The sequence below is a fragment of the Pseudogulbenkiania sp. MAI-1 genome (assembly GCF_000527175.1).
Lineage (GTDB): Bacteria > Pseudomonadota > Gammaproteobacteria > Burkholderiales > Chromobacteriaceae > Pseudogulbenkiania.
On record NZ_AZUR01000001.1, the window covers coordinates 421311 to 443903 of the forward strand.

At 67.2% G+C, this 22593-nt stretch carries 21 protein-coding genes and 1 tRNA gene; 18 read left to right on the forward strand and 4 right to left on the reverse strand.

Going from position 1 to position 22593, the window contains the following annotated elements:
• Positions 1-49 precede the first annotated feature (49 nt).
• Entirely contained in the window at positions 50-1384 is a 1335-nt protein-coding gene (gene miaB, locus PSEMAI1_RS0101975; protein WP_024301249.1) for a tRNA (N6-isopentenyl adenosine(37)-C2)-methylthiotransferase MiaB, read from the reverse strand.
• 23 nt (positions 1385-1407) lie between these two features.
• A complete protein-coding gene (locus PSEMAI1_RS0101980) occupies positions 1408-1773 on the reverse strand; it encodes a hypothetical protein (protein WP_024301250.1) in 366 nt (121 codons plus the stop codon).
• 296 nt (positions 1774-2069) lie between these two features.
• Here PSEMAI1_RS0101980 and PSEMAI1_RS0101985 point away from each other — a divergent pair, with 296 nt between their 5' ends.
• Positions 2070-4733 carry an EAL domain-containing protein gene (locus tag PSEMAI1_RS0101985; RefSeq protein ID WP_024301251.1) on the forward strand — a complete coding sequence of 888 codons (2664 nt, stop codon included), beginning with the start codon at positions 2070-2072 and terminating at the stop codon, positions 4731-4733.
• Between the two features lie 160 nt (positions 4734-4893).
• Here PSEMAI1_RS0101985 and PSEMAI1_RS0101990 read toward each other — a convergent pair.
• A tRNA-Met gene (locus PSEMAI1_RS0101990) sits at positions 4894-4970 on the reverse strand.
• A 95-nt stretch (positions 4971-5065) separates the two neighbouring features.
• Positions 5066-6217: a class I SAM-dependent methyltransferase gene (locus PSEMAI1_RS0101995; RefSeq protein ID WP_024301252.1), complete on the reverse strand. Its 1152-nt coding sequence runs from the start codon at positions 6215-6217 to the stop codon at positions 5066-5068.
• A 99-nt stretch (positions 6218-6316) separates the two neighbouring features.
• Here PSEMAI1_RS0101995 and PSEMAI1_RS0102000 point away from each other — a divergent pair, with 99 nt between their 5' ends.
• From PSEMAI1_RS0102000 to PSEMAI1_RS0102080, 17 genes are all read left to right on the forward strand, one after another.
• Positions 6317-7060, forward strand: a complete 744-nt coding sequence (locus PSEMAI1_RS0102000) for a pteridine reductase (RefSeq protein ID WP_024301253.1) — start codon at positions 6317-6319, stop codon at positions 7058-7060.
• A 207-nt stretch (positions 7061-7267) separates the two neighbouring features.
• Positions 7268-8230 (forward strand): tRNA 2-thiocytidine(32) synthetase TtcA, encoded by a 963-nt coding sequence (ttcA, locus tag PSEMAI1_RS0102005; protein WP_024301254.1) that lies wholly within the window; start codon positions 7268-7270, stop codon positions 8228-8230.
• Positions 8231-8276: 46 nt separating this feature from the next.
• On the forward strand, positions 8277-9020 hold the full coding sequence (locus PSEMAI1_RS0102010; RefSeq protein ID WP_051460253.1) for a polyamine aminopropyltransferase: 744 nt from the start codon (positions 8277-8279) through the stop codon (positions 9018-9020).
• Positions 9021-9140: 120 nt separating this feature from the next.
• Positions 9141-10205: a Gfo/Idh/MocA family protein gene (locus tag PSEMAI1_RS0102015; RefSeq protein WP_024301256.1), complete on the forward strand. Its 1065-nt coding sequence runs from the start codon at positions 9141-9143 to the stop codon at positions 10203-10205.
• A gap of 27 nt (positions 10206-10232) precedes the next feature.
• Positions 10233-10799 carry an acyltransferase gene (locus PSEMAI1_RS0102020; RefSeq protein ID WP_024301257.1) on the forward strand — a complete coding sequence of 189 codons (567 nt, stop codon included), beginning with the start codon at positions 10233-10235 and terminating at the stop codon, positions 10797-10799.
• A gap of 57 nt (positions 10800-10856) precedes the next feature.
• The gene (locus PSEMAI1_RS0102025; RefSeq protein ID WP_024301258.1) at positions 10857-11954 is read left to right on the forward strand and encodes a DegT/DnrJ/EryC1/StrS aminotransferase family protein; all 1098 of its coding nucleotides are present in this window, start codon (positions 10857-10859) and stop codon (positions 11952-11954) included.
• Positions 11955-13244 (forward strand): lipopolysaccharide biosynthesis protein, encoded by a 1290-nt coding sequence (locus PSEMAI1_RS0102030; protein WP_024301259.1) that lies wholly within the window; start codon positions 11955-11957, stop codon positions 13242-13244.
• Positions 13237-13764, forward strand: a complete 528-nt coding sequence (locus PSEMAI1_RS0102035) for a DapH/DapD/GlmU-related protein (RefSeq protein WP_024301260.1) — start codon at positions 13237-13239, stop codon at positions 13762-13764. The genes PSEMAI1_RS0102030 and PSEMAI1_RS0102035 overlap by 8 nt, the downstream gene beginning before the upstream one ends.
• 23 nt (positions 13765-13787) lie before the next feature.
• Positions 13788-14993 carry a DegT/DnrJ/EryC1/StrS family aminotransferase gene (locus PSEMAI1_RS0102040; RefSeq protein WP_232219816.1) on the forward strand — a complete coding sequence of 402 codons (1206 nt, stop codon included), beginning with the start codon at positions 13788-13790 and terminating at the stop codon, positions 14991-14993.
• Positions 14990-16054, forward strand: a complete 1065-nt coding sequence (locus PSEMAI1_RS0102045; protein ID WP_024301262.1) for a glycosyltransferase — start codon at positions 14990-14992, stop codon at positions 16052-16054. The genes PSEMAI1_RS0102040 and PSEMAI1_RS0102045 overlap by 4 nt, the downstream gene beginning before the upstream one ends.
• Positions 16051-17160, forward strand: a complete 1110-nt coding sequence (locus tag PSEMAI1_RS0102050) for a glycosyltransferase family 4 protein (RefSeq protein ID WP_024301263.1) — start codon at positions 16051-16053, stop codon at positions 17158-17160. The genes PSEMAI1_RS0102045 and PSEMAI1_RS0102050 overlap by 4 nt, the downstream gene beginning before the upstream one ends.
• Positions 17157-17624 (forward strand): hypothetical protein, encoded by a 468-nt coding sequence (locus tag PSEMAI1_RS0102055; protein ID WP_024301264.1) that lies wholly within the window; start codon positions 17157-17159, stop codon positions 17622-17624. Before PSEMAI1_RS0102050 ends, PSEMAI1_RS0102055 begins: the two co-directional genes overlap by 4 nt.
• An 8-nt stretch (positions 17625-17632) precedes the next feature.
• A complete protein-coding gene (locus tag PSEMAI1_RS0102060) occupies positions 17633-18859 on the forward strand; it encodes a glycosyltransferase family 4 protein (protein ID WP_024301265.1) in 1227 nt (408 codons plus the stop codon).
• Between the two features lie 8 nt (positions 18860-18867).
• Positions 18868-19926 (forward strand): acyltransferase, encoded by a 1059-nt coding sequence (locus PSEMAI1_RS0102065; RefSeq protein WP_024301266.1) that lies wholly within the window; start codon positions 18868-18870, stop codon positions 19924-19926.
• A gap of 150 nt (positions 19927-20076) precedes the next feature.
• Complete coding sequence (locus tag PSEMAI1_RS0102070) at positions 20077-20721, forward strand: alanyl-tRNA editing protein (RefSeq protein WP_024301267.1); 645 nt, start codon at positions 20077-20079, stop codon at positions 20719-20721.
• A gap of 75 nt (positions 20722-20796) precedes the next feature.
• On the forward strand, positions 20797-21957 hold the full coding sequence (locus PSEMAI1_RS0102075) for a DegT/DnrJ/EryC1/StrS aminotransferase family protein (RefSeq protein WP_024301268.1): 1161 nt from the start codon (positions 20797-20799) through the stop codon (positions 21955-21957).
• Positions 21954-22592: a sugar transferase gene (locus tag PSEMAI1_RS0102080; protein WP_036986166.1), complete on the forward strand. Its 639-nt coding sequence runs from the start codon at positions 21954-21956 to the stop codon at positions 22590-22592. The genes PSEMAI1_RS0102075 and PSEMAI1_RS0102080 overlap by 4 nt, the downstream gene beginning before the upstream one ends.
• The last annotated feature ends 1 nt before the right edge of the window (position 22593 follow it).

Genomic DNA, 22593 nt, shown 5'->3' on the forward strand with positions numbered 1-22593 from the left:
CGTGGGTGACATGCCAAGGATACGCCCGGCGCGGGCCGGGCGAAACTCCTCAGACGGTCTCGGCGGTGACGATTTCGCCCGCCAGCGAGTGCGGGTAGGCCTCGGTGATGACGACGTCGATCATCTGCTTGATCAGGCGCGGTTGACCGACGAAGTTGACCACGCGGTTGTTCATGGTGCGCGCGGCGAGCATGGACGGGTCCTTCTTCGAGACACCCTCGACCAGCACGCGCTGCACGGTGCCGACCATGCCCTGGTTGATGGCGAAGCCCTTGGCTTCGATCACTTCATTCAAGGCTTCGAGGCGGCGCACTTTCTCGGCGTGCGGGGTGTCGTCCGGCAGGTTGGCGGCCGGGGTGCCGGGGCGCGGGCTGTAGATGAACACGAAGCTGAAGTCGAATTCGCAGTCCTTCACCAACTTGAGCGTGGCTTCGAAGTCGGCCTCGGTCTCGCCGGGGAAGCCGACGATGAAGTCCGACGACAGGCACAGGTCGGGGCGCAGCGCGCGCAGCTTGCGGATGATCGACTTGTATTCCAGCCCGGTGTAGCCGCGCTTCATCGCCATCAGCACGCGGTCGGAGCCGGACTGCACCGGCAAGTGCAGGTGCGACACGAGCTTGGGCAGCTTGCCGTAGCAGTCGATGATGCGCTGGCTGAATTCGCGCGGGTGGCTGGTGGTGAAGCGGATGCGCTCGATGCCGGGGATTTCGTGTACGTATTCCAGCAGCAGGGCGAAGTCCGCGATCTCGCCGTCGGCCATCAGCCCACGGTAGGCGTTGACGTTCTGGCCCAGCAGGGTGACTTCCTTGACGCCCTGGGCGGCCAGGCCGGCGATCTCGACCAGCACGTCCTCGAACGGACGCGAGACTTCCTCGCCGCGGGTGTACGGCACCACGCAGAACGAGCAGTACTTGGAGCAGCCTTCCATGATCGAGACGAAGGCGGCGCCGCCGTCGACCTTGGCGGGCGGGATGTGGTCGAATTTCTCGATCTCGGGGAAGGAGATGTCGACCTGGGCGGTGCCGCTGTCCTGCTTGGCGCGGATCAGCTCCGGCAGGCGGTGTAAGGTCTGCGGGCCGAAGACGACGTCGACATAGGGCGCGCGCTTGACGATGGTCTCGCCTTCCTGCGACGCCACGCAGCCGCCGACGCCGATCACCAGGTTCGGGTTGGCCTCCTTCAGCGGGCGGATGCGGCCGAGATCGGAGAACACCTTTTCCTGCGCTTTCTCGCGCACGCTACAGGTGTTGAACAGGATGACGTCGGCCTCTTCGGGGTTGTCCGTCTTGACCATGCCTTCGGCGTCGCCGAGCACGTCGACCATCTTGTCGGAGTCGTACTCGTTCATCTGGCAGCCGAAGGTCTTGATATATACCTTCTTCATGACAACAGCGATTCCTGCTAGGGTTATTGCCGGCCCAGGGCGCGCAGATCGTCATCCGTCAGCACCCAGATCCGGTTGATGGCACCTGAAACGTCGACCGTCACGCCCACCGGCTTGCCCACCAGGCCCGGCAACTGGCCGGTCAGCAGGAAGCGGTTGTTCTCGTCGAGGATGCGCACGCCGGGCGCCAGCCGGTAGGCGGTGCCGGACGGAATGAACAGTCCGGCCAGCGCCTGCAGCCAGGAGCGGTCGGCGGCCGCGAAACTGATCTGCGAGCTGTCGGCGGCGCTGATTTCGCCAATCTGCAGGGAGGCGGGCAGCACACGGCCGGCCAAGGCAGTCCGGGTGCAGATCAGGAGGACGAGGAGGACGAAGAGTCGTGTTTTCATAGGCAAATGAACATGTTGCGTGAGTCTACCATAGACTTTCTAGAGGTAGGCGCTGGTCCGCCGTTAGGCAAGGCTTTTCCGTGTCCTCCCGGAGCTGCCCGGTGGCGGTTGAACGGCACGAATGATTTGAGACAGAGCCCGGACGCCGCCGGCATCATGTTGTCGTCGTCAGTATTATAATTTTAGTTGAATGGCATTGGGTTATCGGCCTGCCCGCCGAGGGCAAGGGGTAAAGCCACGCCAAATCCGGTGGGTGGCATGCCGCCGCACGAACACGCCGGTGGGATCGGAGGAACATGACTTACAAGCGCCAGTCGCTGCGAGTAGTGGGGGTTTTTGGCCTCTTCAGCGCCCTATGGATCTTTCTCAGCGACCGTTTTCTAGTCTCGCTGCCACTGACCACGCAAACACTGACGACGCTGCAGACCTACAAGGGGCTGGGTTTCATCTCCTGTACGACGCTGTTGCTCTATTACCTGGTCAGCCAGGCCCTGAAGTCGCAATCCCGCTTGCTGAGCCAGTTGCGGCGTAACGAGGCGCTGCTCCAGGAGGCACAAATGAGCGCGCATCTGGGCAGCTGGGAGTATGACGTCGGAACGGGGTTGTTCAGTTGGAGCGGGGCGGCGCAGCAGTTGCTCGGGCTCGATGCCGACGAAGCGCAGACCACGCGTGAGGCGCTGCTGGAGGGCGTCGCCATGGACGACCGCGAGCCCCTGATCCAGGTGCTCGACCGCATGCAGGCCGAAGCGGATGGCTGCATCGAGTTCCGCCGGAATCAGGCCGGCACGCCGGTCTGGCTGCGGCTGCATTACAAGGCGCATCATGATGACGAGGTTCCGGGACTGGTGATCGGGGCCCTGCAGGACATCAGCGCGCAGAAGGCGCAAGATGCCGCCTTGCGCGAGCGCGAGCTGCTGTTCCGCGCCACCTTCGAACAGGCCGCGGTCGGCATCGCCCACCTCGATCTGGACGGCCACTGGATTCGCGTCAACCAGAGGCTGTGCGACATTCTCGGTTACCCGCGCGAGGAGCTGTTGCAGCTCACTTTTCAGGACATCACCTTTCCCGCCGACCTGGATGCCGACCTGGAACTGACCGAGCGCCTGGTCAAGGGCGAGATTCCCAGTTTCACCATCGAGAAGCGCTATCTGCACAAGGCCGGGCACCTGGTGTGGACCAACCTGACCGCGGCCCTGATGCGGGATCGCCATGAGCAGCCCGAATACTTCATTTCGGTGGTGGAAGACATTTCCGCGCGCAAACAGTCCGAAGACGCCCTGCAACTAGCGGCGACGGTGTTCGACAGCTCGCACGAAGGGGTGATGATCGCCGACCGCCGGCGGCGCATCCTGGCCGTCAACCCGGCGTTCAGCGACATCAGCCTGTACCCGGCCAACGAAGTGATCGGCCAGCCGCCGCCGCTATGGTACACGGCGGCGCAGGACACGGCGTTCTACCTGCGACTCTGGCGCCTGCTGCAGAAGAGCGGACGGTGGGAAGGCGAGCTGTGGTACCGCAAGAAGGACGGGACGGTGTTTCCGCTGTGGTTGTCGATCAGCTGTGTGCGCGACGCGCGCGGCAGGCCGCGCCAGTATGTGTTCGTGTTCAACGACATCAGCCAGCTCAAGCAAAGCCAGGAGCAGCTCGAGCGTCTGGCGCACTACGACCCGCTGACCGAGCTGCCCAACCGCCATCTGGCCCTGGCGCGGCTGGAGCATGCGCTGGAGCTGGCCAAGCGGCACGGCACGCAGCTGGCGGTGATGTTCATCGATCTCGATCGCTTCAAGACCATCAACGACAGCCTGGGGCATCAGGTCGGAGACGAGTTGCTGGTGTCGATCGCCCAGCGCCTGCGGCAACGGCTGAGACAGGAGGACACGCTGGCAAGGTTGGGGGGCGACGAGTTCCTGGTCGCGATCGAGGCGATGGAGTCCGAGGACAAGGTGGCCGTGATCGCCCGCTCGCTGCTGAGCCTGATCGATCACCCCTTCATACTCGCCGACGGGCGCGAGGCCTACGTCGGCGCCAGCATCGGCATCAGCCTGTATCCCGGCGACGGGGTTAGCACCACCGAGCTGATCCGCAACGCCGATGCCGCCATGTACCTGGCCAAGTCGCAGGGCAGGAATACCTTCCGTTTCTATACCGAATCGCTGACCCATGCCGCCAACGAGCGCCTCAGCATGGAAACCAGTCTGCGCCAGGCACTGAAGCGGGAAGAGTTCATCCTGCACTACCAGCCGCTGATCGACCTGGCGAGCGGGCTCGTAACCGGGGTCGAAGCGCTGGTGCGCTGGCAACCGCCGGGCGAGGCCCTGGTGGCGCCGTCCCGCTTCATCACCCTGGCGGAGGAGACCGGCCTGATCGTGCCGCTGGGGGAATGGGTGCTGCATGCCGCCTGCCGCCAGGGCAAGGCGTGGCTGGATGCCGGCCTGCCGCTGGTGATGGCCGTCAACCTCTCGCCGCGGCAGTTCCTGCGCCATGACATCGTCAGCCAGGTGCGGAGGGTGCTGGAAACGACCGGGCTGCCGCCGCACCATCTCGAGCTGGAGCTGACCGAGGGCGCGCTGATGGAACAGGCCGAGCAGGCGGTGCAGACGCTGACCGCGCTCAAGCGGCTCGGTGTGCGCCTCGCCATCGACGATTTCGGTACCGGTTATTCCTCGCTCGCCTACCTCAAGCGCTTCCCACTGGACAAGCTCAAGATCGACCGCAGCTTCGTGCGCGACCTGCCGGACGACAGCAGCGACGTCGAGATTGTCACCACCATCATCGCCATGGTGCGCAACCTGAAGCTGGAAGTGTTGGCCGAAGGGGTGGAAACGCGCCAGCAGCTGGCCTTCCTGCAGCAACAGGGCTGCGACAGCTGCCAGGGCTATCTGTTCAGCCGGCCGTTGGCGGTGGCGGAGTTCGAGGGCTGGCTGAGGGAGCGGCGGGGGCTCGTAGCGACGTTGGCGTGAGCGGCGACCTGGTCTCCGGAACGTTCTGGCCGGCTACGCGCGGGTTTGTAGCAGTCTGGAGGGTAGCCGTCGGGTTTTTGTCTTCGCCAAGGGCTTGATTTTCCAGGGGAAAATGCAAAAAACCCAGCTGCCGTAGCATCTGGGTTTTTCGGTATCGGGGTGGTGGCGAATCAGGGACTCGAACCCCGGACCTGCGGATTATGATTCCGTCGCTCTAACCGACTGAGCTAATTCGCCACGCTGCTTCGTTGCTTGTTGCGTCGAAGTGGGGCGAACTATACCTGGGCTATTTGGGGCTGTCAACACCTTGGGCCGGTTTCTTGTCGAAATCCTTACAGAGTGTGGCAGCGGTCGCCCTCGGTGAGGCCGATCCAGTCGATGCTCACTCCCTTGCCGAAGCCGATTACCTTGAACAGCTCGCCCATTTCGTTGGGGGAGAGCAGCTTTTGCACGGCGGCGACGCGCGGGGCGTAGTGGGCGACGTCGTCCGGATCGAGCTGTTGCAGCAGCGTGGTGATGCCGGCATTGACCAGGAACTGAGCCTGGGTGGTGTAGCCGATCAGGTCGAGCCCGGCTTCGGTGCCGGCCAGCGCCACGGCGGTGAAGTCGACGTGGGTGGTGATATCCATCAGGCCCGGTAGGTAGAACGGGTCGTCCACGGTGTGGTGGCGGTAGTGGCCGATCAGCGTGCCCATGTGGCGCTGCGGGTGGTAGTACTCGCGTTCGGGGAAGCCGTAGTCGATCAGCAGGATGGCGCCGCATACGAGGCGGGACGCCAGCGTGGCGATGAAGGCGCGGTTGGCCAGGCTGATTTCCGATAGGTAGCCGGCGGCTTCGGGCGGCAGCATCGCGGCAACGCTGGCGAGTTGGGGATCAGCGATCGGTCGGTCTTCCCAGGCGAAGGCGCCGTCGCGCACGGTGACGCCGCGCTGCAGCGGGGCGGGGGTCCAGTGCACCAGCTCGCAGGGCATGGCGTCGAGCACTTCGTTGCCGATGATGATGCCGTCGAACTGTTCCGGCAGTTCGCTCAGCCATTCGACACGGGCGGCCAAGTGCGGCAGGGCGTCGGCGATGGTCTGACGCTGGCGTTCGATCAGGTCGGCGGAGAGGTCGATGATGGCGTAGCGCTCGGGCAGTTGGCCAAGGGTTTCCAGTTCGCCGAGGATGTCGACGGCGAGGCGGCCGGTGCCGGCGCCGAATTCGTAGATGGTGCCGCCGGTCTGCGGTAGCAGTTCGGCCAGTTGGCGTGCCAGCGTGCGGCCGAAATAGGGCGAGAGTTCGGGGGCGGTGACGAAGTCGCCGGCGGCGCCGAACTTGCGGCTGCCGGCACTGTAGTAGCCGAGGCCGGGGGCGTACAGCGCCAGTTCCATGTAGCGCGAGAAGGGAATCCAGCCGTCGTGGGCGGCAATCTCGGCGGCGATGTGGCGGGAGAGTTCTTGGCTGACGGCCAGCGCGGCGGCGTCGGGTGCGGGTAACTGGGTCATGGCATGGCTTGCGGTAGAATGGGGGGAATTGTCGGCCAATTCCGCCGTGCCGGAAAGGGGCGGAACGGCCGCTGTCGCCACCACAGACGAGGAGAAAGCATGAGCGAGGGCAAGGTCGTGCTGATTACCGGCGCCGCGCGCCGGGTGGGGGCGGGCATCGCCCGTCATCTGCACGCTTGCGGCATGCGGCTGGTGTTGCATTATCGCGGTTCGCGCGCCGAGGCGGAGAGCCTGGCCCTGGAGCTGAACGGCGTGCGGCGCGGGTCGGTGGTGCTGGTGCAGGCCGATCTGCACGATATCGACGGCCTGCCGCGCCTCGTCGAGACCGCGCTCGATGCGTTCGGCCGGCTCGACGGGCTGGTCAACAACGCTTCCAGCTTCTTTCCTTCCGGCATCGGCCATATCGACGAGGCGGTCTGGCACGATCTGATGGGCAGCAATCTGAAGGCGCCGCTGTTCCTGGCGCAGGCCGCCGCACCGTATCTGAAGCAGAGCGGTGGCGCCGTGGTCGGCATCGTCGACATCCATGCCGAGCGGCCGATGAAGTCGCACGTGGTGTACAACCTGGCCAAGGCCGGCCATGCCCAGCTGATCCGCAGCCTGGCGATCGAGCTGGCGCCCGAGGTGCGCGTCAACGGCGTGGCGCCGGGCAGCAACGTGTGGCCGGAGGGCGAGTCGTTCTTCGACGAGGAGTACAAGCGCCGCATCGAGGCCAGCATTCCGCTGGCACGCATCGGCACGCCGGAGGATATTGCGCGCGCGGTGAAATTCCTGCTGTTCGATGCCAGTTACATCACCGGGCAGGTGTTGGCGGTGGATGGCGGCCGGAGCGTGGTGTTGTAATTCCACTGCGCCTTAGAAGCGATAACTTTGTCGGCGGCGCTGTGCGGGCCTTGCCGTACTGCTTGTACTGTCTGCGGCCCTGCTCGCTTGCCTTCGCGTTCTCACTTCTAAATGCTTTGTGGAATACTCCGGGGTACGAGACGACCATGACAGGCCGTCCCGATTCGCGCTAAAATCGCCTGTTTTTCAATTTCTTAGCTGTTCCCCATGTCCGATACCCAAACCCTCGACGCCAAGGCGCAGAAGGCGCTGTTCGAGGCCAACAAGCTGGCCAAGCGGTTGCGCCACCACGTCGGCGACGCCATCAACGATTTCAACATGATCGAACAGGGCGACCGCGTCATGGTCTGCCTGTCCGGCGGCAAGGACAGTTTCGGCCTCTTGGACATCCTGCTCGGCCTGCAGAAGTCGGCGCCGATCGACTTCTCCATCGTCGCCGTCAACCTCGACCAGAAGCAGCCGGGCTTTCCCGAGCACGTGTTGCCGGAGTACCTGTCGTCGATCGGCGTCGAGTACCGCATCGTCGAGGAGGATACCTACTCCATCGTCAAGCGCGTGATTCCCGAGGGCAAGACCACCTGCAGCCTGTGCTCGCGCCTGCGCCGCGGCATCCTGTACCGCGTGGCCGACGAGCTGGGGGCGACCAAGATCGCGCTGGGCCACCACCGCGACGACATGCTGCATACCTTGTTCCTCAACATGTTCTACGGCGGCAAGCTGAAGTCGATGCCGCCCAAGCTGGTGAGCGACGACGGCAAACACATGGTGATCCGCCCGCTGGCTTACTGCCGCGAGAAGGATCTGGAGCGTTACGCCAAGCTGCGTGAATTTCCGATCATCCCGTGCAATCTGTGCGGCTCGCAGCCGAACCTGCAGCGCCAGGTGGTGAAGGAGATGGTCAACGACTGGGACAAGCGCTTCCCTGGCCGGCTGGAGACCATGTTCCGCGCGCTGCAGAACGTGGTGCCGTCGCATCTGGCCGACACCGGGCTGTTCGACTTCGCCGGGCTCAAGACCGGTGACGCGCCGTTCGCCGACGGCGACACCGCCTTCGACAAGGAGGAGTTCCGCGACCCGCTGCCGCCGGTGGACGACGAGCAGGCCGAAGCGCCGCGCCGCACCATCAGCATTCTCGATTCCCGTCCGAAGGAGACGTCCTGTGGCGGGTAGGGCACGTCATCCGTTCCGCCGCCGCGTGCGTGACGGCGTGGACGCCATGCCAGAGGTGGAGATCTCCGAGGTGGACGGCATCCGTTCGCTGCACCTGGGCTCGGAGACGGTGCAAAGTTCGATGGACGTGGACGATCCGGTGCGGCTGGTACTGTCGTACAGCCGCGCCATGATGGGCTTCCTGCTATTCAATCCGGAGCCGCGCCACATCCTGCAGATCGGCCTCGGCGGCGGTTCGTTCGCGCGCTACATCGACTTCTACCTGCGCGACACCAAGAGCGTGGCGGTGGACATCAACCCGCAGGTGATCAACGTGGCGCGCGCCTTCTTCGAGTTGCCGGAGGAGGGCGAGCGCTTCGAGATCGTCGAGGCCGATGGTGCCGACTACGTCAAGATCTTCCGCGGCTCGACCGACGCCATCCTGGTGGACGGCTTCGACGGCCTGCAGATCGTCGATGCGCTGACCACCGAGGATTTCTTCGCGGACTGCAAGCGCGCGCTGGCGCCGGACGGCGTGTTCGTCACCAACTGGTGGAGCGGCGACAAGCGCTACCACCAGTTCATCGAACGATTGCTCGGGGTGTTCGAGGGGCGGGTGCTGGAGCTGCCGTCGGCCAGCCACGGCAACGTGGCGGTGATGGCGTTCGCCGGCTCGCCGGCGCTGACCCGTTTCGATGGCCTGAAGAAGCGAGCCGAGGAACTGGAGACACGCTTCGGGCTGGAATTTCCCGAGTTCGTCAGCCGGCTCAGGTCGACCAATCAGCATAGCGACAACCGCCTGCTGATATGACGCCGGCTGGCGTATAATGACGCCGGCGTGGCGGGGCGAGCGTTCCCGGCCCGGCAATCCCGGATAGAAGCGGGCGGCTGACACGGCCGCCCTTTGCCGTTTGAGAAAGACCAGAACACCATGCAAGCTGCCCATCAGGCCCCGATTACCGACCGCAAGATCCGCTTCGCGCTGGTCGGCTGCGGCCGTATCGCCCAGAACCACTTCGCCGCGCTGGAGAAGCACGCCGAGCGCGCCGAGTTGACCGACGTCTGCGACATCGACCCGGTAGCGCTCGCGGCCGCGGTGGCGCGCACCGGCGCGCGCGGCCATGCCAGCCTGACCGCGATGCTGGCCGAGACCCAGGCCGATATCGTGATCCTGACCAGTCCGTCTGGCCTGCATCCGGCACAGAGCATCGAGTGCTCCGAGGCCGGCTTCCACGTGATGACCGAGAAGCCGATGGCGACGCGCTGGGAGGACGGCCTGGCGATGGTGAAGGCGGCTGACCGCGCCGGACGCCGCCTGTTCGTGGTGAAGCAGAACCGCCGCAACGCGACCTTGCAACTGCTGAAACAGGCGATGGAAGAGAAGCGCTTCGGCCGCCTCTACATGGTCAACGTCAACGTGTTCTGGACCCGTCCGCAGGAGTATTACGATTCGGCCGCCTGGCGCGGTACCTGGGAGTTCGATGGCGGCGCCTTCATGAACCAGGCCAGCCACTACGTCGACCTGCTGGACTGGCTGATCGGCCCGGTGGAGAGCGTGCAGGCCTACACCGCGACGCTGGCGCGCAACATCGAGGTGGAAGACACCGGCACCGTCAGCGTCAAGTGGCGCTCCGGCGCGCTGGGCAGCATGAACGTGACCATGCTGACCTACCCCAAGAACCTGGAGGGCTCGATCACCATCATCGGCGAGAAGGGCACGGTGCGCGTCGGCGGCGTGGCGGTGAACGAGATCCAGCACTGGGAGTTCGCCGAGCCGCACGCCATGGACGACGACATCCGCCATGCCAGCTACGCCACCACCAGCGTGTACGGCTTCGGCCACCCGCTCTACTACGACAACGTGATCAACGTGATGCAGGGCAAGGCCCAGCCGGAGACCGACGGCCGCGAGGGGCTGAAGTCGCTGGAGCTGTTGATCGCGATGTATCTGTCGGCGCGCGATGGCCGCCGCGTCAGCCTGCCGCTGGATTACTGAACCGGATCACGCCTTAGGGAGGCGCATATGACCTATCTCGTTCATCCCACGTCCATCGTCGACGACGGCGCCAAGATCGGCGCCGGCACCCGTATCTGGCACTGGGCCCACATCTGCGCCGGCGCAGTGATCGGCGAGCGCTGCTCGTTCGGCCAGAACGTCTACGTCGGCAACGACGTGATCATCGGCGACAACGTCAAGGTGCAGAACAACGTGTCGATCTACGACGCGGTGACGCTGGAGGACGACGTGTTCTGCGGTCCTTCGATGGTGTTCACCAACGTCAACAACCCGCGCAGCCACGTCAGCCGCAAGCACGAATACCGCCGTACCCTGGTGAAGAAGGGGGCCACCATTGGCGCCAATGCGACCGTCGTCTGCGGCCACACCATCGGCGAATACGCCTTCATCGGCGCGGGCGCGGTGGTGACGCGCGACGTGCCGCCCTATGCGCTGATGGTCGGTTCCCCGGCGCATCGCATGGGCTGGATGTGCGCCTGCGGCGAGCGGCTGTCCGACATGATCGGCGAGCACGCCTGCCCGGCCTGCGGCACCCTGTACGACATCGGCGGCAACCACTGCACGCCGCTCTGACCTTCTCCCATCGCCTGCCTCGGCCATGCTTGGCCGGGGCGGCAGGAACGATTCCGCATGAGCATTCCGTTCATTGACCTGAAAGCGCAATACCAGCACCTCAAGGCCGACATCGACGCGCGCATCCACGCCGTGCTCGACCACGGCCAGTACATCATGGGGCCGGAGGTGGCCGAGCTGGAGCGCGAGCTCGCGGCCTACGTCGGTGTCAAGCATTGCGTCGGCGTAGCCGACGGCACCACCGCGCTCTTGATCGCGCTGATGGCGCTGGGCATTCAGCCCGGCGACGAGGTGATCACCACGCCGTTCACCTTCATCGCCACCGGCGAGATGATCGCGCTGTTGGGCGCCAAGCCGGTGTTCGTCGACATCGACCCGGACAGCTACAACCTCGATCCGGCCAGGATCGAGGCGGCGATCACGCCGAAGACGCGCGCCATCATGCCGGTGAGCCTGTACGGCCAGTGCGCCGACTTCGACGCCATCAATGCCATCGCCGCCAAACATAATCTCCCGGTGATCGAGGACGGCGCGCAGAGCTTCGGCGCGAGCTACAAGGGCAAGAAGTCGGGTGCCTTGTCGACCATCGGCTGCACCAGCTTCTTCCCGTCCAAGCCCTTGGGCTGCTACGGCGACGGCGGCGCCTGCTTCACCGACGACGACGCGCTGGCCAAGGCAATGCGCGAGATTCGCGTGCACGGCCAGGACCGCCGCTATCACCATCCCGTCATCGGCCTCAATGGCCGGCTCGATACGATCCAGGCCGCGGTGCTGCTGGCCAAGCTGCCGAGCTTCGCCGACGAGGTCGCCGCGCGCGAACGCATTGGCGCGCGCTATTCGGCGCTGCTCGCCGACGTGGCGCGCGTGCCGCGCCTGGCCGAGGGCTGCAGCAGTGTGCACGCCCAGTACACCATCGAGGTGGACGAACGCGACGCCGTGGCGGCGCGGCTCAAGGAGCTGGGCGTGCCGACCGCGGTGCATTACCCGATTCCGCTGCACCTGCAGCCGGCGTTCGCCCAGCTCGGTCAGGGCGTGGGCAGCTTTCCGTTGGCCGAAGCGGCCGGGCAGCGCGTGCTGAGCCTGCCGATGCATCCGTTCCTCGACGAAGCCACGCAGGACGCCGTCGTCGCCGCCGTCAGGAAGGCGCTGGGCTAAGTGCTGAAAACCGCCGTGCAACGGCTGGCAGCGGGCGGTTTTGCCCGCAACGTGGCGACGCTGACCGGCGGCGCGGCGCTGGCGCAGCTGCTGCCGCTGCTGTTCGCGCCGCTGTTGACGCGGCTTTACTCCCCGGACGACTTTGGCCTGCTGGCGGTGTTTTCCGCCTGGCTGTCCAACCTGGCGGTGATCGCCACCGCGCGCTACGACATGGCCATCGTGCTGCCCAAGGAGGAGCGCGACGCCGAGCGGCTGATGACGCTGGCACTGGCGATCAACCTGGCGCTGTTCACCGTGCTCACCGCGCTGCTGCTGCCGGCGTACGGTTGGATCGCCGCCACGCTCGGCGCGCCGGCGCTGGCGCCGTGGCTGTTGGTGTTGCCGGCCGGGGTGTGGCTGGCGGGCAGCCTGCAGGCCTGGACCAGCTGGAACAACCGCCAGCGCCGCTACGCCGCCAACGCCCAAGGGCGGGTGGCGCAATCGCTCGGCGTGACGCTGGCGCAAGTCGGGACCGGCTGGGCCGGCTGGGGCTTCGCCGGGCTGATCGCCGGTTCGCTGGCCGGCCAGGCGCTGGCGCTGTGGGCCCAGGCGCGTGCCGATCTCGCTGCGCGGCTGGCGTGGCTGCGCGGCCACCGCCGCGCCGAGCTCGCCACGGTGGCGCGCTGTTACGCCGAATTCCCCAAGGTCAACACGCCGCATGCCTTCGTGGTGGCGTTCCAGGATTCGCTGATGCTGGCCTTGCTGGCGTCGCTGGCCGGACACGCCGTGGTCGGCCAGTACGCCCTGGTGCTGCGCGTGCTGAAGCTGCCGGCGGCGCTGCTGGGACAGGCTGTGTCGCAGGTGATCTTCCGCGACCTGGCCGAGGCGCACGCCCACGGCCGCGCCATGATGCCGCTGCTGGCGCGCGCGCTGGCGGTGTTGGCCGCCGCCGCGCTGCTGCCGTTCGGCCTGTTGCTGGTGGCCGGCGAGCCCTTGTTCGGCTGGGTGTTCGGGGCGGGCTGGCGCGAGGCCGGGGTGATCGCCGCCACGCTGGTGCCTTATCTCGCGGCGGCTTTCGTGGCCGGGCCGTGCTTCATGGTGCCGATGGTGATCGGCCGCCAGCGCGCCTCGTTCCTGTTCGTGCTGGTTGGCGTGGCGGTGAACATGGCGGTGTTCGCCGCGGTGTTCGTCACCAGCCGCGATGCCCTGCTGGCGTTCAAGGTGATGTCCGGCGTGATGACGCTGTATTTCGCGGCCTACGTGGCGTGGATTTTCCAGCTGTTGCGCCGTCTGGAGACTCAAGGTGCTTGAACGACTCGTGTTGCGTCTGTACCGACTGTGGCCGCTGCTGCGCGGGGCACGGCTGGGGCCGCGTGCGCGCGTGCATCCGAGCACGCGGGTGACGCGCTGGCAGGCGCTGACGCTGGGCGAGAACGCCTTGCTGTACTGGCGCGGCGATGCGCTGATCGGCTCGCGCGGCCGTTTGACGCTGGGGGCGGACAGCCACCTGGCGCCGTACTTCTACCTGCTGGTCGGCGACCGCCAGCTGAGCTTCGGCCACAACGTCGCGGTCGGGCCGCGCAGCCTGTTCTTCTGCCACTCCAACGGCATTCCGGCCGACGTCCCGGTCACGCCGTTCACCGAGTGCCACGTCGACGGCGACATCCGCGTCGGCGACAACGTGTTCATCGGCGCCGGCTGCATCGTGCTGCCCGGCTGCGAGATCGGCGACAACGTGGTGCTGGCGGCGGGCTCGGTGGCCAAGGGCCGGCTCGAGTCCGGTTGGCTCTACGCCGGGTCGCCGGCGAGGAAGGTGCGCCAGTTGTGCTGACCGCCAATTCCCTGACTTTTCCCATGCTGTTATCTGCCTTGCCGCGTCTGGTTGCCGGCCGCGCCGCGCTGCGCCGGCGTTTGCGCGACGCGCTGGCGCGGCTGTTCGGCGTCGATGCGCGGCGCATCGTGCTGACCGACACCGGCCGCACCGCGCTGACGCTGCTGCTGCGCGCGCACGGCGTCGGAGCGGGCGACGAGGTGATCGTGCCGGCCTATACCTGCGTGGTGGTGCCGAACCAGATTCCGGCGCTGGGCGCCTCGGTGCGCTGGCTCGATGTGTCGGCCGACACGCTGGGCTTCGACTGGAACCTGCTCGACGCCGCCATCGGCCCGGCCACGCGCGCGGTGCCGGCCACGCGTGCGGTGATCATTCCGCACAATTTCGGCCCAGCCTGCCGCGTGCCGGATGCCTTGCGTGCGCGCCACCCGCAGGTGGTCTTTCTCGACGACGCCGCGCACGGTTTCGCCTCGCAACACGACGGGCAATGGCTCGGCACCTACCACGACGGCGCCTTCTTCAGCTTCGAATACTCCAAGAACCTGAGCGGCGGCATCGGCGGCTTCGTACTGTTGCCGGAGGGGCTGGCGGTGGACGAACCGTCGGCCGAGGTCGGCGTGCTCGACCAACTGCGCCTGCTGGCGACGCTCACCGGCCACCTCTTGGCAGCGCGCTGCGCCCAGGCCGGGCGCGTCTGGCTGGCGCTGGCGCGCCGGGTCGGGCTGATCTACCGCTCGTCCGACGCCGAGGTGGCCGGCGGCGTGGCGCACCCGCCGCGCGCGCTGCCCACGCTGGCCGCGGCCTTGCTGCTGCCGCAGTTGGCGGCGCTGCCGGCCGTGCTGCGCCACAAGCAGCGCCTGGCGGAACGCTACCGCGCCGCGCTGTCCGCCGTGCCGGGCATCCGGCAGTGGCCGGGGGCGGCCGGCACGCACTGGGTGCGCTATCCGTTCGCCTTGCCGCAGCCGGTGGCCGACAAGGCGGCGCTGGCGCGGCGGCTGAGTGCGGCCTCGGGTCTCGCCGTCGGCGTGTGGTTCGACGACGTGATCCATCCGGCTGGTTCGTTCCGCCACGGCTACGTCATAGGCAGCGCGCCCGAGGGCGAGCGTCTGGCCGCCACGGTGCTGAACCTGCCGATGAACGTCGCCGTCGCCTGCGATGCCCGGCTCGACGCCCGCTTGGCACGGTTGACGGCGGCGCTCACTGCTTACTTGAAGGAAACCGCCGCATGAAGCTGCTCTTGATCGGCTCGGCCTCGGTGCACACCTTCCGCTACCTGGCCGGCATCGCCCCGCACGTGAGCGAGGTACACCTCGTCACCAGCGGAGAGCTGCCGGAGTGCTACCGCCCGGCCAACCTGGGCCGGGTGCTGAGTGTGGACTTCAGCCTCAAGGCGCTGGCCACCGCGCGGCGTATCGCCGCGCTGATCGACGAGCTGCGGCCCGACCTCGTGCACGTGCATCAGGCCAACAGCGTGGCCTGGCACGCGCGCCGCGCGCTGGCCGGCAAAGACATTCCCTCGGTGCTGACCACCTGGGGCTCGGACGTGCTGTTGTTGCCGCGCCAGAACCGGCTGATGCGGCAGATGGTGGCGGCCAACCTGGCGGCGGCGGATGCGGTGACCTCCGACTCGCTGCACATGGCGGCGGTGATCCGCACGCTGGCGCGGGTCAAGCGGCTCGACGTGCTGAACTTCGGCATGGACGCGCTGCCGGAGGCGCCCGATCTGGCAGCGAAGCCGAAAAACGTGTTGTCGTGCCGGCTGCACAAGAAGCTCTATCGCGTGGACGCCATCCTCCAGGGCTGGGCCGAGGTCGAGGCCGACCCGGTGTTCGCCGACTGGACGCTGACCGTCGCCGCCAGCGGCGAGGAGAGCGACGGCCTGAAAGCCTTGGCCGACCGCCTCGGCCTGCGCCGCGTCCGCTTCACCGGCTTCGTGCCGGCGCCGGTGCTGGCCGGGCTCTACCGCGAGGCACGCGTGTTCGTCAGCGTGCCGGAATCGGACGCCACCAGCATCAGCCTGCTCGAGGCGATGGGCCACGGCTGCCTGCCGCTGCTCTCCAACCTGCCGGCCAACCTGGAATGGGTGCTCGACGGCGTCAACGGCGTCATCGCCGAGGATATCGCGCGCCTGGGCGACGCCCTGAAGGCCACGCTGCGCCGCGCCGGCGACGACGCCGCGCTGGCGGAGGCGGCCGTGCTCAACCGTCGCCTGATCGCCGCCAAGGGCCTGCATCAGGAAAACATGCGCCGCTTTGCGGCGATCTATCACGATTTGCTGGGAACCCGATGAGAGTCTGCCATCTCACCAGCGCCCACCCGCGCTACGACATCCGCATCTTCGTCAAGGAGTGCGCCACGCTGGCGCGCGCCGGCCACGACGTCACGCTGATCGTGGCCGACGGCCAGGGCGAGGAAATCCGCGACGGCGTGCGCATCCACGACGTCGGCCCGAAAACCGGCGGGCGCCTCTCGCGCATGACCGGCACCGTCGAGCGCATCTACCGCGCCGCGCTGGCGCTCCGGCCCGAGGTGGCGCACTTCCACGACCCCGAACTGATCCCGGCCGCGCTCAAGCTGCACCGCGCCGGCATCAAGGTGGTGTACGACGTGCACGAGGACGTGCCGCGCCAGGTGCTGGCCAAGCACTGGATTCCCGGCGCGGCGCGGCCCTTGGTGTCGAAGGGAGTGGAGGTGCTGGAGCACTACGCCGCGCGCCGCTTCGACGCCATCGTCGCCGCCACGCCGGTGATCCGCCGCCGCTTCGCCGCGCTCGGCGCGCGCGCCATCGACGTCTGCAACTACCCGATCCTGGAAGAGCTGGTGCGCAACACCCCGTGGGAGGCGCGCCGCAACGAGGTGTGCTACCTGGGCGGCATCAGCCGCACGCGCGGCATCGCGCCTATCGTCGCCGCGCTGCCCTCCACCGCCACCCGCCTCAACCTGGCCGGGCTGTGGAGCGAACCCGAGCTCAAGGCCGAATTGCAACAGCAGCCGGGCTGGGCACGGGTCAACGACCTGGGCGTGCTCGACCGCGCCGGCGTGGCCGAGGTGCTGGCGGCGAGCAAGATCGGCCTGGTGACGCTGTTGCCGACGCCGAGCTACGTCGAGTCGTTGCCGATCAAGCTGTTCGAGTACATGGCTGCCGGCCTGCCGGTGATCGCCAGCGACTTCCCGCTCTGGCGCGACATCGTCGACGGCGCCGGCTGCGGCCTGCTGGTCGATCCGGCCGACCCGGCCGCCATCGCCACGGCCATCACCGCGCTGCTGTCCAACGACGAGCGCGCCCGCGCCATGGGCGAGGCCGGCAAGGCGGCGGTGCTGGCGCGCTACAGCTGGGCGGCGGAGGGCGACAAGCTGGTGGCGCTCTATCGCGAACTGGCTGGGGGGCGGGCATGAAGCGCTATCGCCAGTTGCTGGACCGGCTGCACGCCCTGGGCCTAGTGCCGACCCTGCTGCTGTTCGGCCTGCCCTTGGGCAGCCTGCTCTACGGATTGCAGCAGCACGCCTTCCGCCCGCTGCTGTGGGTGGCCTACTGTCTGGCGGCGATGCTGATGCTGATTGCGCCGATGTGGCTGTTCCGCCACAAGCTCGCCGCCTGGATGGCTGACGATTTCGCCGGCTGGCGGCACGAACGTGTCCGTGGCAAGTGGGGCTTCGCCATCCGTCAGGGCCTGGTCTGGCGCGGCCTGCCGCTGGCCCTGTTCAGCCTGACCATGCTGATGCTGGGCCACGGCACGCTGCCGACGCCGGCCGACGTGCTGTTCAACCTGGTGAGTTGGGGTGTGGCCGGCGTGGTGTTCACCAGCATGGACTGGAACGCCATGGAGCGTGCCTTCCGTCGCCAACATCCAACTGACTGAAACCGACCGTGCGCATTCTCTACATCAACCACTACGCCGGCAGCCCGAAGCACGGCATGGAATTCCGCCCCTACTATCTGGCGCGCGAATGGGTCCGCGCCGGGCACGAGGTCAACCTGGTCGCGGCGGATTATTCGCACTTGCGCCAGCACAATCCGACCCTGGCCGAGAACTACCGCGACGAGGATATCGACGGCATCCGCTACACCTGGTGCAAGACCCCGCCTTACCAGGGCAACAGCCTCAAGCGCGTGATCAACATCTTCCGTTTCCTGGGCCGGTTGATGGGCCTGAGCAAGCGTTATCTGAAGGACTGGAAGCCGGACATCGTCATCGCCTCGTCGACCTACCCGCTCGACACCGTGCCGGCAGCGTGGATCGCCCACAAGACCGGCGCGCGCCTGGCGTACGAGGTGCACGATCTGTGGCCGCTGACCCCGGTCGAGGTCGGCGGCATGTCGCCCAAGCATCCCTTCATCCGCCTGCTGCAATGGGCCGAGGACTTCGGCTACCAGAAGGCCGACACCGTGGTCTCGATGCTGCCGTGCGCCAGGGAGTACATGGTCGAGCATGGCATGGACCCGGCCAAGTACGCGGTGGTGCCCAACGGTGTCGATGTCGCCGAGTGGCAGGGTGAGGCCGCCCCGCTGCCGGCCGAGCATGTCCAGGCGCTGGCCGATCTCAAAGCCCAAGACCGCTTCGTGGTCGGCTACGCCGGCGGCCACGGCCTGGCCAACGCGCTCGATTTCCTGCTCGAGGCGGCGTCATTGCTGCAACAGGACAAGGTCAGCTTCGTGCTGGTCGGCGACGGCCCGGACAAGGCGGCTCTGCAGGCCCGGGCGGCCGAGTTGGGGCTGGCCAACGTCAGCTTCCTGCCGGCGATTCCGAAGCGCGCAGTGCCGGCCTTTTTGGCCCATTGCGATGCGCTGTTCATCGGCTGGCGCAAGCTGCCGATCTACCGCTTCGGCATCAACCCCAACAAGCTGTTCGACTACCTGATGGCCGGCAAGCCGGTGATCCACTCGGTCGAGGCCGGCAACGATCTGGTGCGTGAGGCCGGTGCCGGGCTCAGCGTCGGCGCCGAAGACCCGGCGGCCATCGCCGAAGCGGTGCGGCGCATGATGACGCTGCCGTCGGCCGAGCGCGAGCGCATGGGCGAGGCGGGCCGGGCGCACGTGCTGGCCCATCACGATTACGCCGTGCTGGCGCGGCGTTTCCTCGCCGCCTGCCGCTGAGGTCCGCCATGAGCCAGCCGCACATCCGCTTCGATTTCGCCGACGGCCTGAGAGGGCTGGCGATGCTGTGCGTGGTGCTGTTCCATTACACCCAGATCTTCTGGTTCAGCCGCGAGCGCGTCGGCCAGATCCTCTACCTCGCGCCGCTCGGAGGCTATCCCGGCGCCTCGCTGGCGCTGCCGGTCAACCTGGGTGCGGTCGGCGTCGGGCTGTTCCTGTTGATCTCGGGGTTGCTGATCCCGTTGTCGCTGGGCCGGCAGGGCGCGATGCGCTTCGCCGTGACACGGCTGACGCGCATCTACCCGACCTACTGGGCCGGGCTCGCCGTCACCGTGCTGGCGCTGTGGCTGGCGAGCCGGCTGGGCGGCACGCCATTCGCGGTGAGCGTGCGCGACGTGGCGGGCCACCTCAGCATCGCCTTCCAGGACATGCTGGGCGGGCGCAACATCGACCCGGTGATGTGGACGCTCAAGGTCGAGCTGTGGTTCTACGCGCTCCTGGGCGCGGCGTTCGCGCTGACGCGCCGCCGCCTCAAGGCGGCGATCGGGCTGCTGCTGCTTGTGGTGGCGCTGCTGTGCCGGGGGCCGGCATGGGGGACGGCATGGCCCGCCGCGCAGTATTATCTGGCTCCGGTGGTGTGCTACTTTCCGCTGATGTTCGCGGGCAGCTGGTGCTATTTCTGGCTCACCGGGCAGGCCACGCGCCGCGAGACCGTGCTTGCCGTCGGCGTGATGCTGGCGCTGTTCGTCTGGTTCACCGGCTGGCCCTCGCTCGCGCTCTACCTGAGCTACGGCGTCGGCGTCGTCCTGTTCGCGCTCGGAGTGTTGTGGCCGGCATGGTGGCGGAGCCGGCTGCTGGCGCGCGTCGGCGCGGTCAGCTATGCCTGGTACGTGTGCCACTCGATCGCCGGCTACGTGTTGATGACGGCGCTGGCGCGGTTGGGCTTGCCGTGGTGGCTGCTGGTGCTGGTGGCGCTGTTCGCCACCTGGTGGCTGGCGGTGGCGATCAACCGCTGGGTCGAGCTGCCGACGCAGCGCTGGGGCAAGCGGCTGGCGGAACGTTGGTAGCGGTAGTCGGGTAGGATGGGTGACGCGTAGCGTAACCCATCGCCCTGCTTGCTCGACGGCATGGCCGGGTCATGGCGGAAACGCGCGCACCCGTGCGGCGGCCTGAGCCGGGCGCGAGCAGCCCGGACCACGGCCGGGAAGGAGGCGACGATGACTGACAAGGTGTTCTGGCGGGATCCCTACCGCACGACGCTGATCACCCGCGTCTCGCGCGTCGAGGGGCTCGACGTGGTGCTTGAGTCGACGCTGTACTTCGCCGATTCGGGCGGCCAGGAGAGCGACACCGGCACCATCGGCGGCTATCGGGTGCTGGCGGCGCGCTGGCAGGGCCGGGACCTGGTCTATACCCTGCCGCCGGCACACGTGCTGGAAGAGGGCGATACGGTAACGGTGGAGATCGACTGGCCGCGTCGTTACGCCCTGATGCGGCTGCACTTCGCCGCCGAGATCGTGCTGGAACTGGTGAAGCGGCACCTGCCCGCCATCGGCAAGATCGGTGCGCGCATCAGCGAACACAAGGCGCGCATCGATTTCGCCTGGCACGAGCCGCTGACGCCGCTGTTGCCCGAGCTCACGCGCGAGGCGCAGGCCCTGATCGACGCCGATGCGCCCATCGTCAGCGCGTTTTCCGACGAGGTGGCCGAGCGCCGCTACTGGGAGGTCGAAGGCTTCGGCCGCGTGCCGTGTGGCGGCACCCATCTGAAGCGTACCGGCGAGGTCGGTGTGCTGCGCCTCGCGCGCAAGAACATCGGCCGCGGCAAGGAACGGATCGACATTTACGCGACGCCGCGGTGACGGCGCCGACGCAAGACATGACAGCAGGCGGCCTCCGCGAGGGGCGGGCCGCCGGAGAGAAACAAGGCTAGAGACATGACGGAAAAATTCCTCCCCTTCGCCCTGCCCGACATCGGCGAAGAAGAAATCAACGAAGTGGTCGACGCGCTGCGTTCCGGCTGGGTCACCACCGGCCCCAAGACCAAGCAGTTCGAGGCCGACTTCGCGCAATTCCTCGGCGGCGAGGTCGAAGCGATCGCGGTCAATTCCGCCACTGCCGGCCTGCACCTGGCGCTGGAGGCGGTCGGCATCGGTCCCGGCGACGAAGTGATCGTGCCCAGCTACACCTTCACCGCCACCGCCGAGGTGGTGCGCTACCTCGGCGCGCACCCGGTGGTAGTCGATGTCGACCCGGTCACCTTCAATATCCGCCCGGACGCCATCCGTACCGCCATCACCGCCAAGACCAAGGCGATCATGCCGGTGCACTTCGCCGGGCTGGCCTGCGACATGGACGCCATCCTCGCCATCGCGCGCGAGCACAAGCTCAAGGTGATCGAGGACGCCGCGCACGCGCTGCCGACGACGTACAAGGGCCAGTTGATCGGCACGCTGGGCTCCGACGCCACGGTGTTCAGCTTCTACGCCAACAAGACCATGACCACCGGCGAGGGCGGCATGGTGGTGTCGAAGGACAAGGACCTGATCGCACGCTGCAAGGTGATGCGCCTGCACGGCATCAGCCGCGATGCCTTCGACCGCTACGTGTCCAAGACCCCGGCCTGGTACTACGAGGTGATCGCGCCCGGCTTCAAGTACAACATGCCGGACATCGCCGCCGCGCTCGGCATCCACCAGTTGAAGAAAATCGGCCGTTTCCATCAGCAGCGCGAGGCGATGGCGGCGCGCTACGATGCCGAACTGGCCGGCTTGCCGCTGATCCTGCCGTCGCGACCGGCGCAGGCGTCCGATCAGCACGCCTGGCACCTCTACCCGGTGCGGATCAAACCTGATGCTGGCGTGAACCGCGACGACTTCATCGTGCGCATGGCGGAGAAGGGCATCGGCTGCTCGGTGCACTTCATCCCGCTGCACCGCCAGCCGGTGTGGCGCGACGGCTACCAGCTCAAGAACGCCGACTTCCCGGTGGCCGACGCCGCCTTCGAGGCCGAGGTGACGCTGCCGCTCTATACCCGCATGACAGATGCCGACCAGACGCGCGTGATTGCGGCGGTCAGGGAGATTCTCGGCGCATGAGCGGATCTGTCCTGCCGGCCGCCGGCCGCCCCGGTTCGATGGGGGCCAAGCGGCTGTTCGATCTGATTGCCGCCGGCGTCGGCTTGTTATTGCTGTCGCCGCTATTGCTGGCGATCGCGCTGTGGATCAAGCTCGATTCCAAGGGCCCGGTGTTCTTCCGCCAGGAGCGGGTGGGGCGCTTCGGCCAGCCTTTCCGCATCCACAAGTTCCGCACCATGCGCGTCGATGCCGAGCGCCACGGCCAGCTCACGGTGGGTAGGGATCACCGCGTCACGCGCGCCGGCGCCTTTCTGCGCAAATCCAAGCTCGACGAGCTGCCGCAACTGATCGACGTGCTGCTGGGCGACATGAGCCTGGTCGGCCCGCGCCCCGAAGTACCGCGCTACGTCGCGCACTATCCGCGCGAGATCAAGGCGCTGGTGCTGTCGGTGCGCCCCGGCATCACCGACTGGGCGTCGATCCGCATGATCGACGAAAACGACATCCTCGGCGCCGCCGCCGACCCGGAACGGGCCTACCTTGACGAGGTGCTGCCGCAGAAGCTCGATTACTACGTGCGCTACGCGCAAAGCCACACGCTGGCCGGCGACGTGTGCATCATCCTCGCCACCCTGAAGAAGATCGTCCTGCGCTGAC

Excerpts from the sequence above, each read along its gene's own strand:
- miaB (WP_024301249.1), bottom strand. The coding sequence starts at position 1,384 with ATGAAGAAGGTATATATCAAGACCTTCGGCTGCCAGATGAACGAGTAC.
- PSEMAI1_RS0101980 (WP_024301250.1), bottom strand. The coding sequence starts at position 1,773 with ATGAAAACACGACTCTTCGTCCTCCTCGTCCTCCTGATCTGCACCCGG.
- PSEMAI1_RS0101985 (WP_024301251.1), top strand. The coding sequence starts at position 2,070 with ATGACTTACAAGCGCCAGTCGCTGCGAGTAGTGGGGGTTTTTGGCCTC.
- PSEMAI1_RS0101995 (WP_024301252.1), bottom strand. The coding sequence starts at position 6,217 with ATGACCCAGTTACCCGCACCCGACGCCGCCGCGCTGGCCGTCAGCCAA.
- PSEMAI1_RS0102000 (WP_024301253.1), top strand. The coding sequence starts at position 6,317 with ATGAGCGAGGGCAAGGTCGTGCTGATTACCGGCGCCGCGCGCCGGGTG.
- ttcA (WP_024301254.1), top strand. The coding sequence starts at position 7,268 with ATGTCCGATACCCAAACCCTCGACGCCAAGGCGCAGAAGGCGCTGTTC.
- PSEMAI1_RS0102010 (WP_051460253.1), top strand. The coding sequence starts at position 8,277 with ATGCCAGAGGTGGAGATCTCCGAGGTGGACGGCATCCGTTCGCTGCAC.
- PSEMAI1_RS0102015 (WP_024301256.1), top strand. The coding sequence starts at position 9,141 with ATGCAAGCTGCCCATCAGGCCCCGATTACCGACCGCAAGATCCGCTTC.
- PSEMAI1_RS0102020 (WP_024301257.1), top strand. The coding sequence starts at position 10,233 with ATGACCTATCTCGTTCATCCCACGTCCATCGTCGACGACGGCGCCAAG.
- PSEMAI1_RS0102025 (WP_024301258.1), top strand. The coding sequence starts at position 10,857 with ATGAGCATTCCGTTCATTGACCTGAAAGCGCAATACCAGCACCTCAAG.
- PSEMAI1_RS0102040 (WP_232219816.1), top strand. The coding sequence starts at position 13,788 with ATGCTGTTATCTGCCTTGCCGCGTCTGGTTGCCGGCCGCGCCGCGCTG.
- PSEMAI1_RS0102045 (WP_024301262.1), top strand. The coding sequence starts at position 14,990 with ATGAAGCTGCTCTTGATCGGCTCGGCCTCGGTGCACACCTTCCGCTAC.
- PSEMAI1_RS0102050 (WP_024301263.1), top strand. The coding sequence starts at position 16,051 with ATGAGAGTCTGCCATCTCACCAGCGCCCACCCGCGCTACGACATCCGC.
- PSEMAI1_RS0102055 (WP_024301264.1), top strand. The coding sequence starts at position 17,157 with ATGAAGCGCTATCGCCAGTTGCTGGACCGGCTGCACGCCCTGGGCCTA.
- PSEMAI1_RS0102065 (WP_024301266.1), top strand. The coding sequence starts at position 18,868 with ATGAGCCAGCCGCACATCCGCTTCGATTTCGCCGACGGCCTGAGAGGG.
- PSEMAI1_RS0102070 (WP_024301267.1), top strand. The coding sequence starts at position 20,077 with ATGACTGACAAGGTGTTCTGGCGGGATCCCTACCGCACGACGCTGATC.
- PSEMAI1_RS0102075 (WP_024301268.1), top strand. The coding sequence starts at position 20,797 with ATGACGGAAAAATTCCTCCCCTTCGCCCTGCCCGACATCGGCGAAGAA.
- PSEMAI1_RS0102080 (WP_036986166.1), top strand. The coding sequence starts at position 21,954 with ATGAGCGGATCTGTCCTGCCGGCCGCCGGCCGCCCCGGTTCGATGGGG.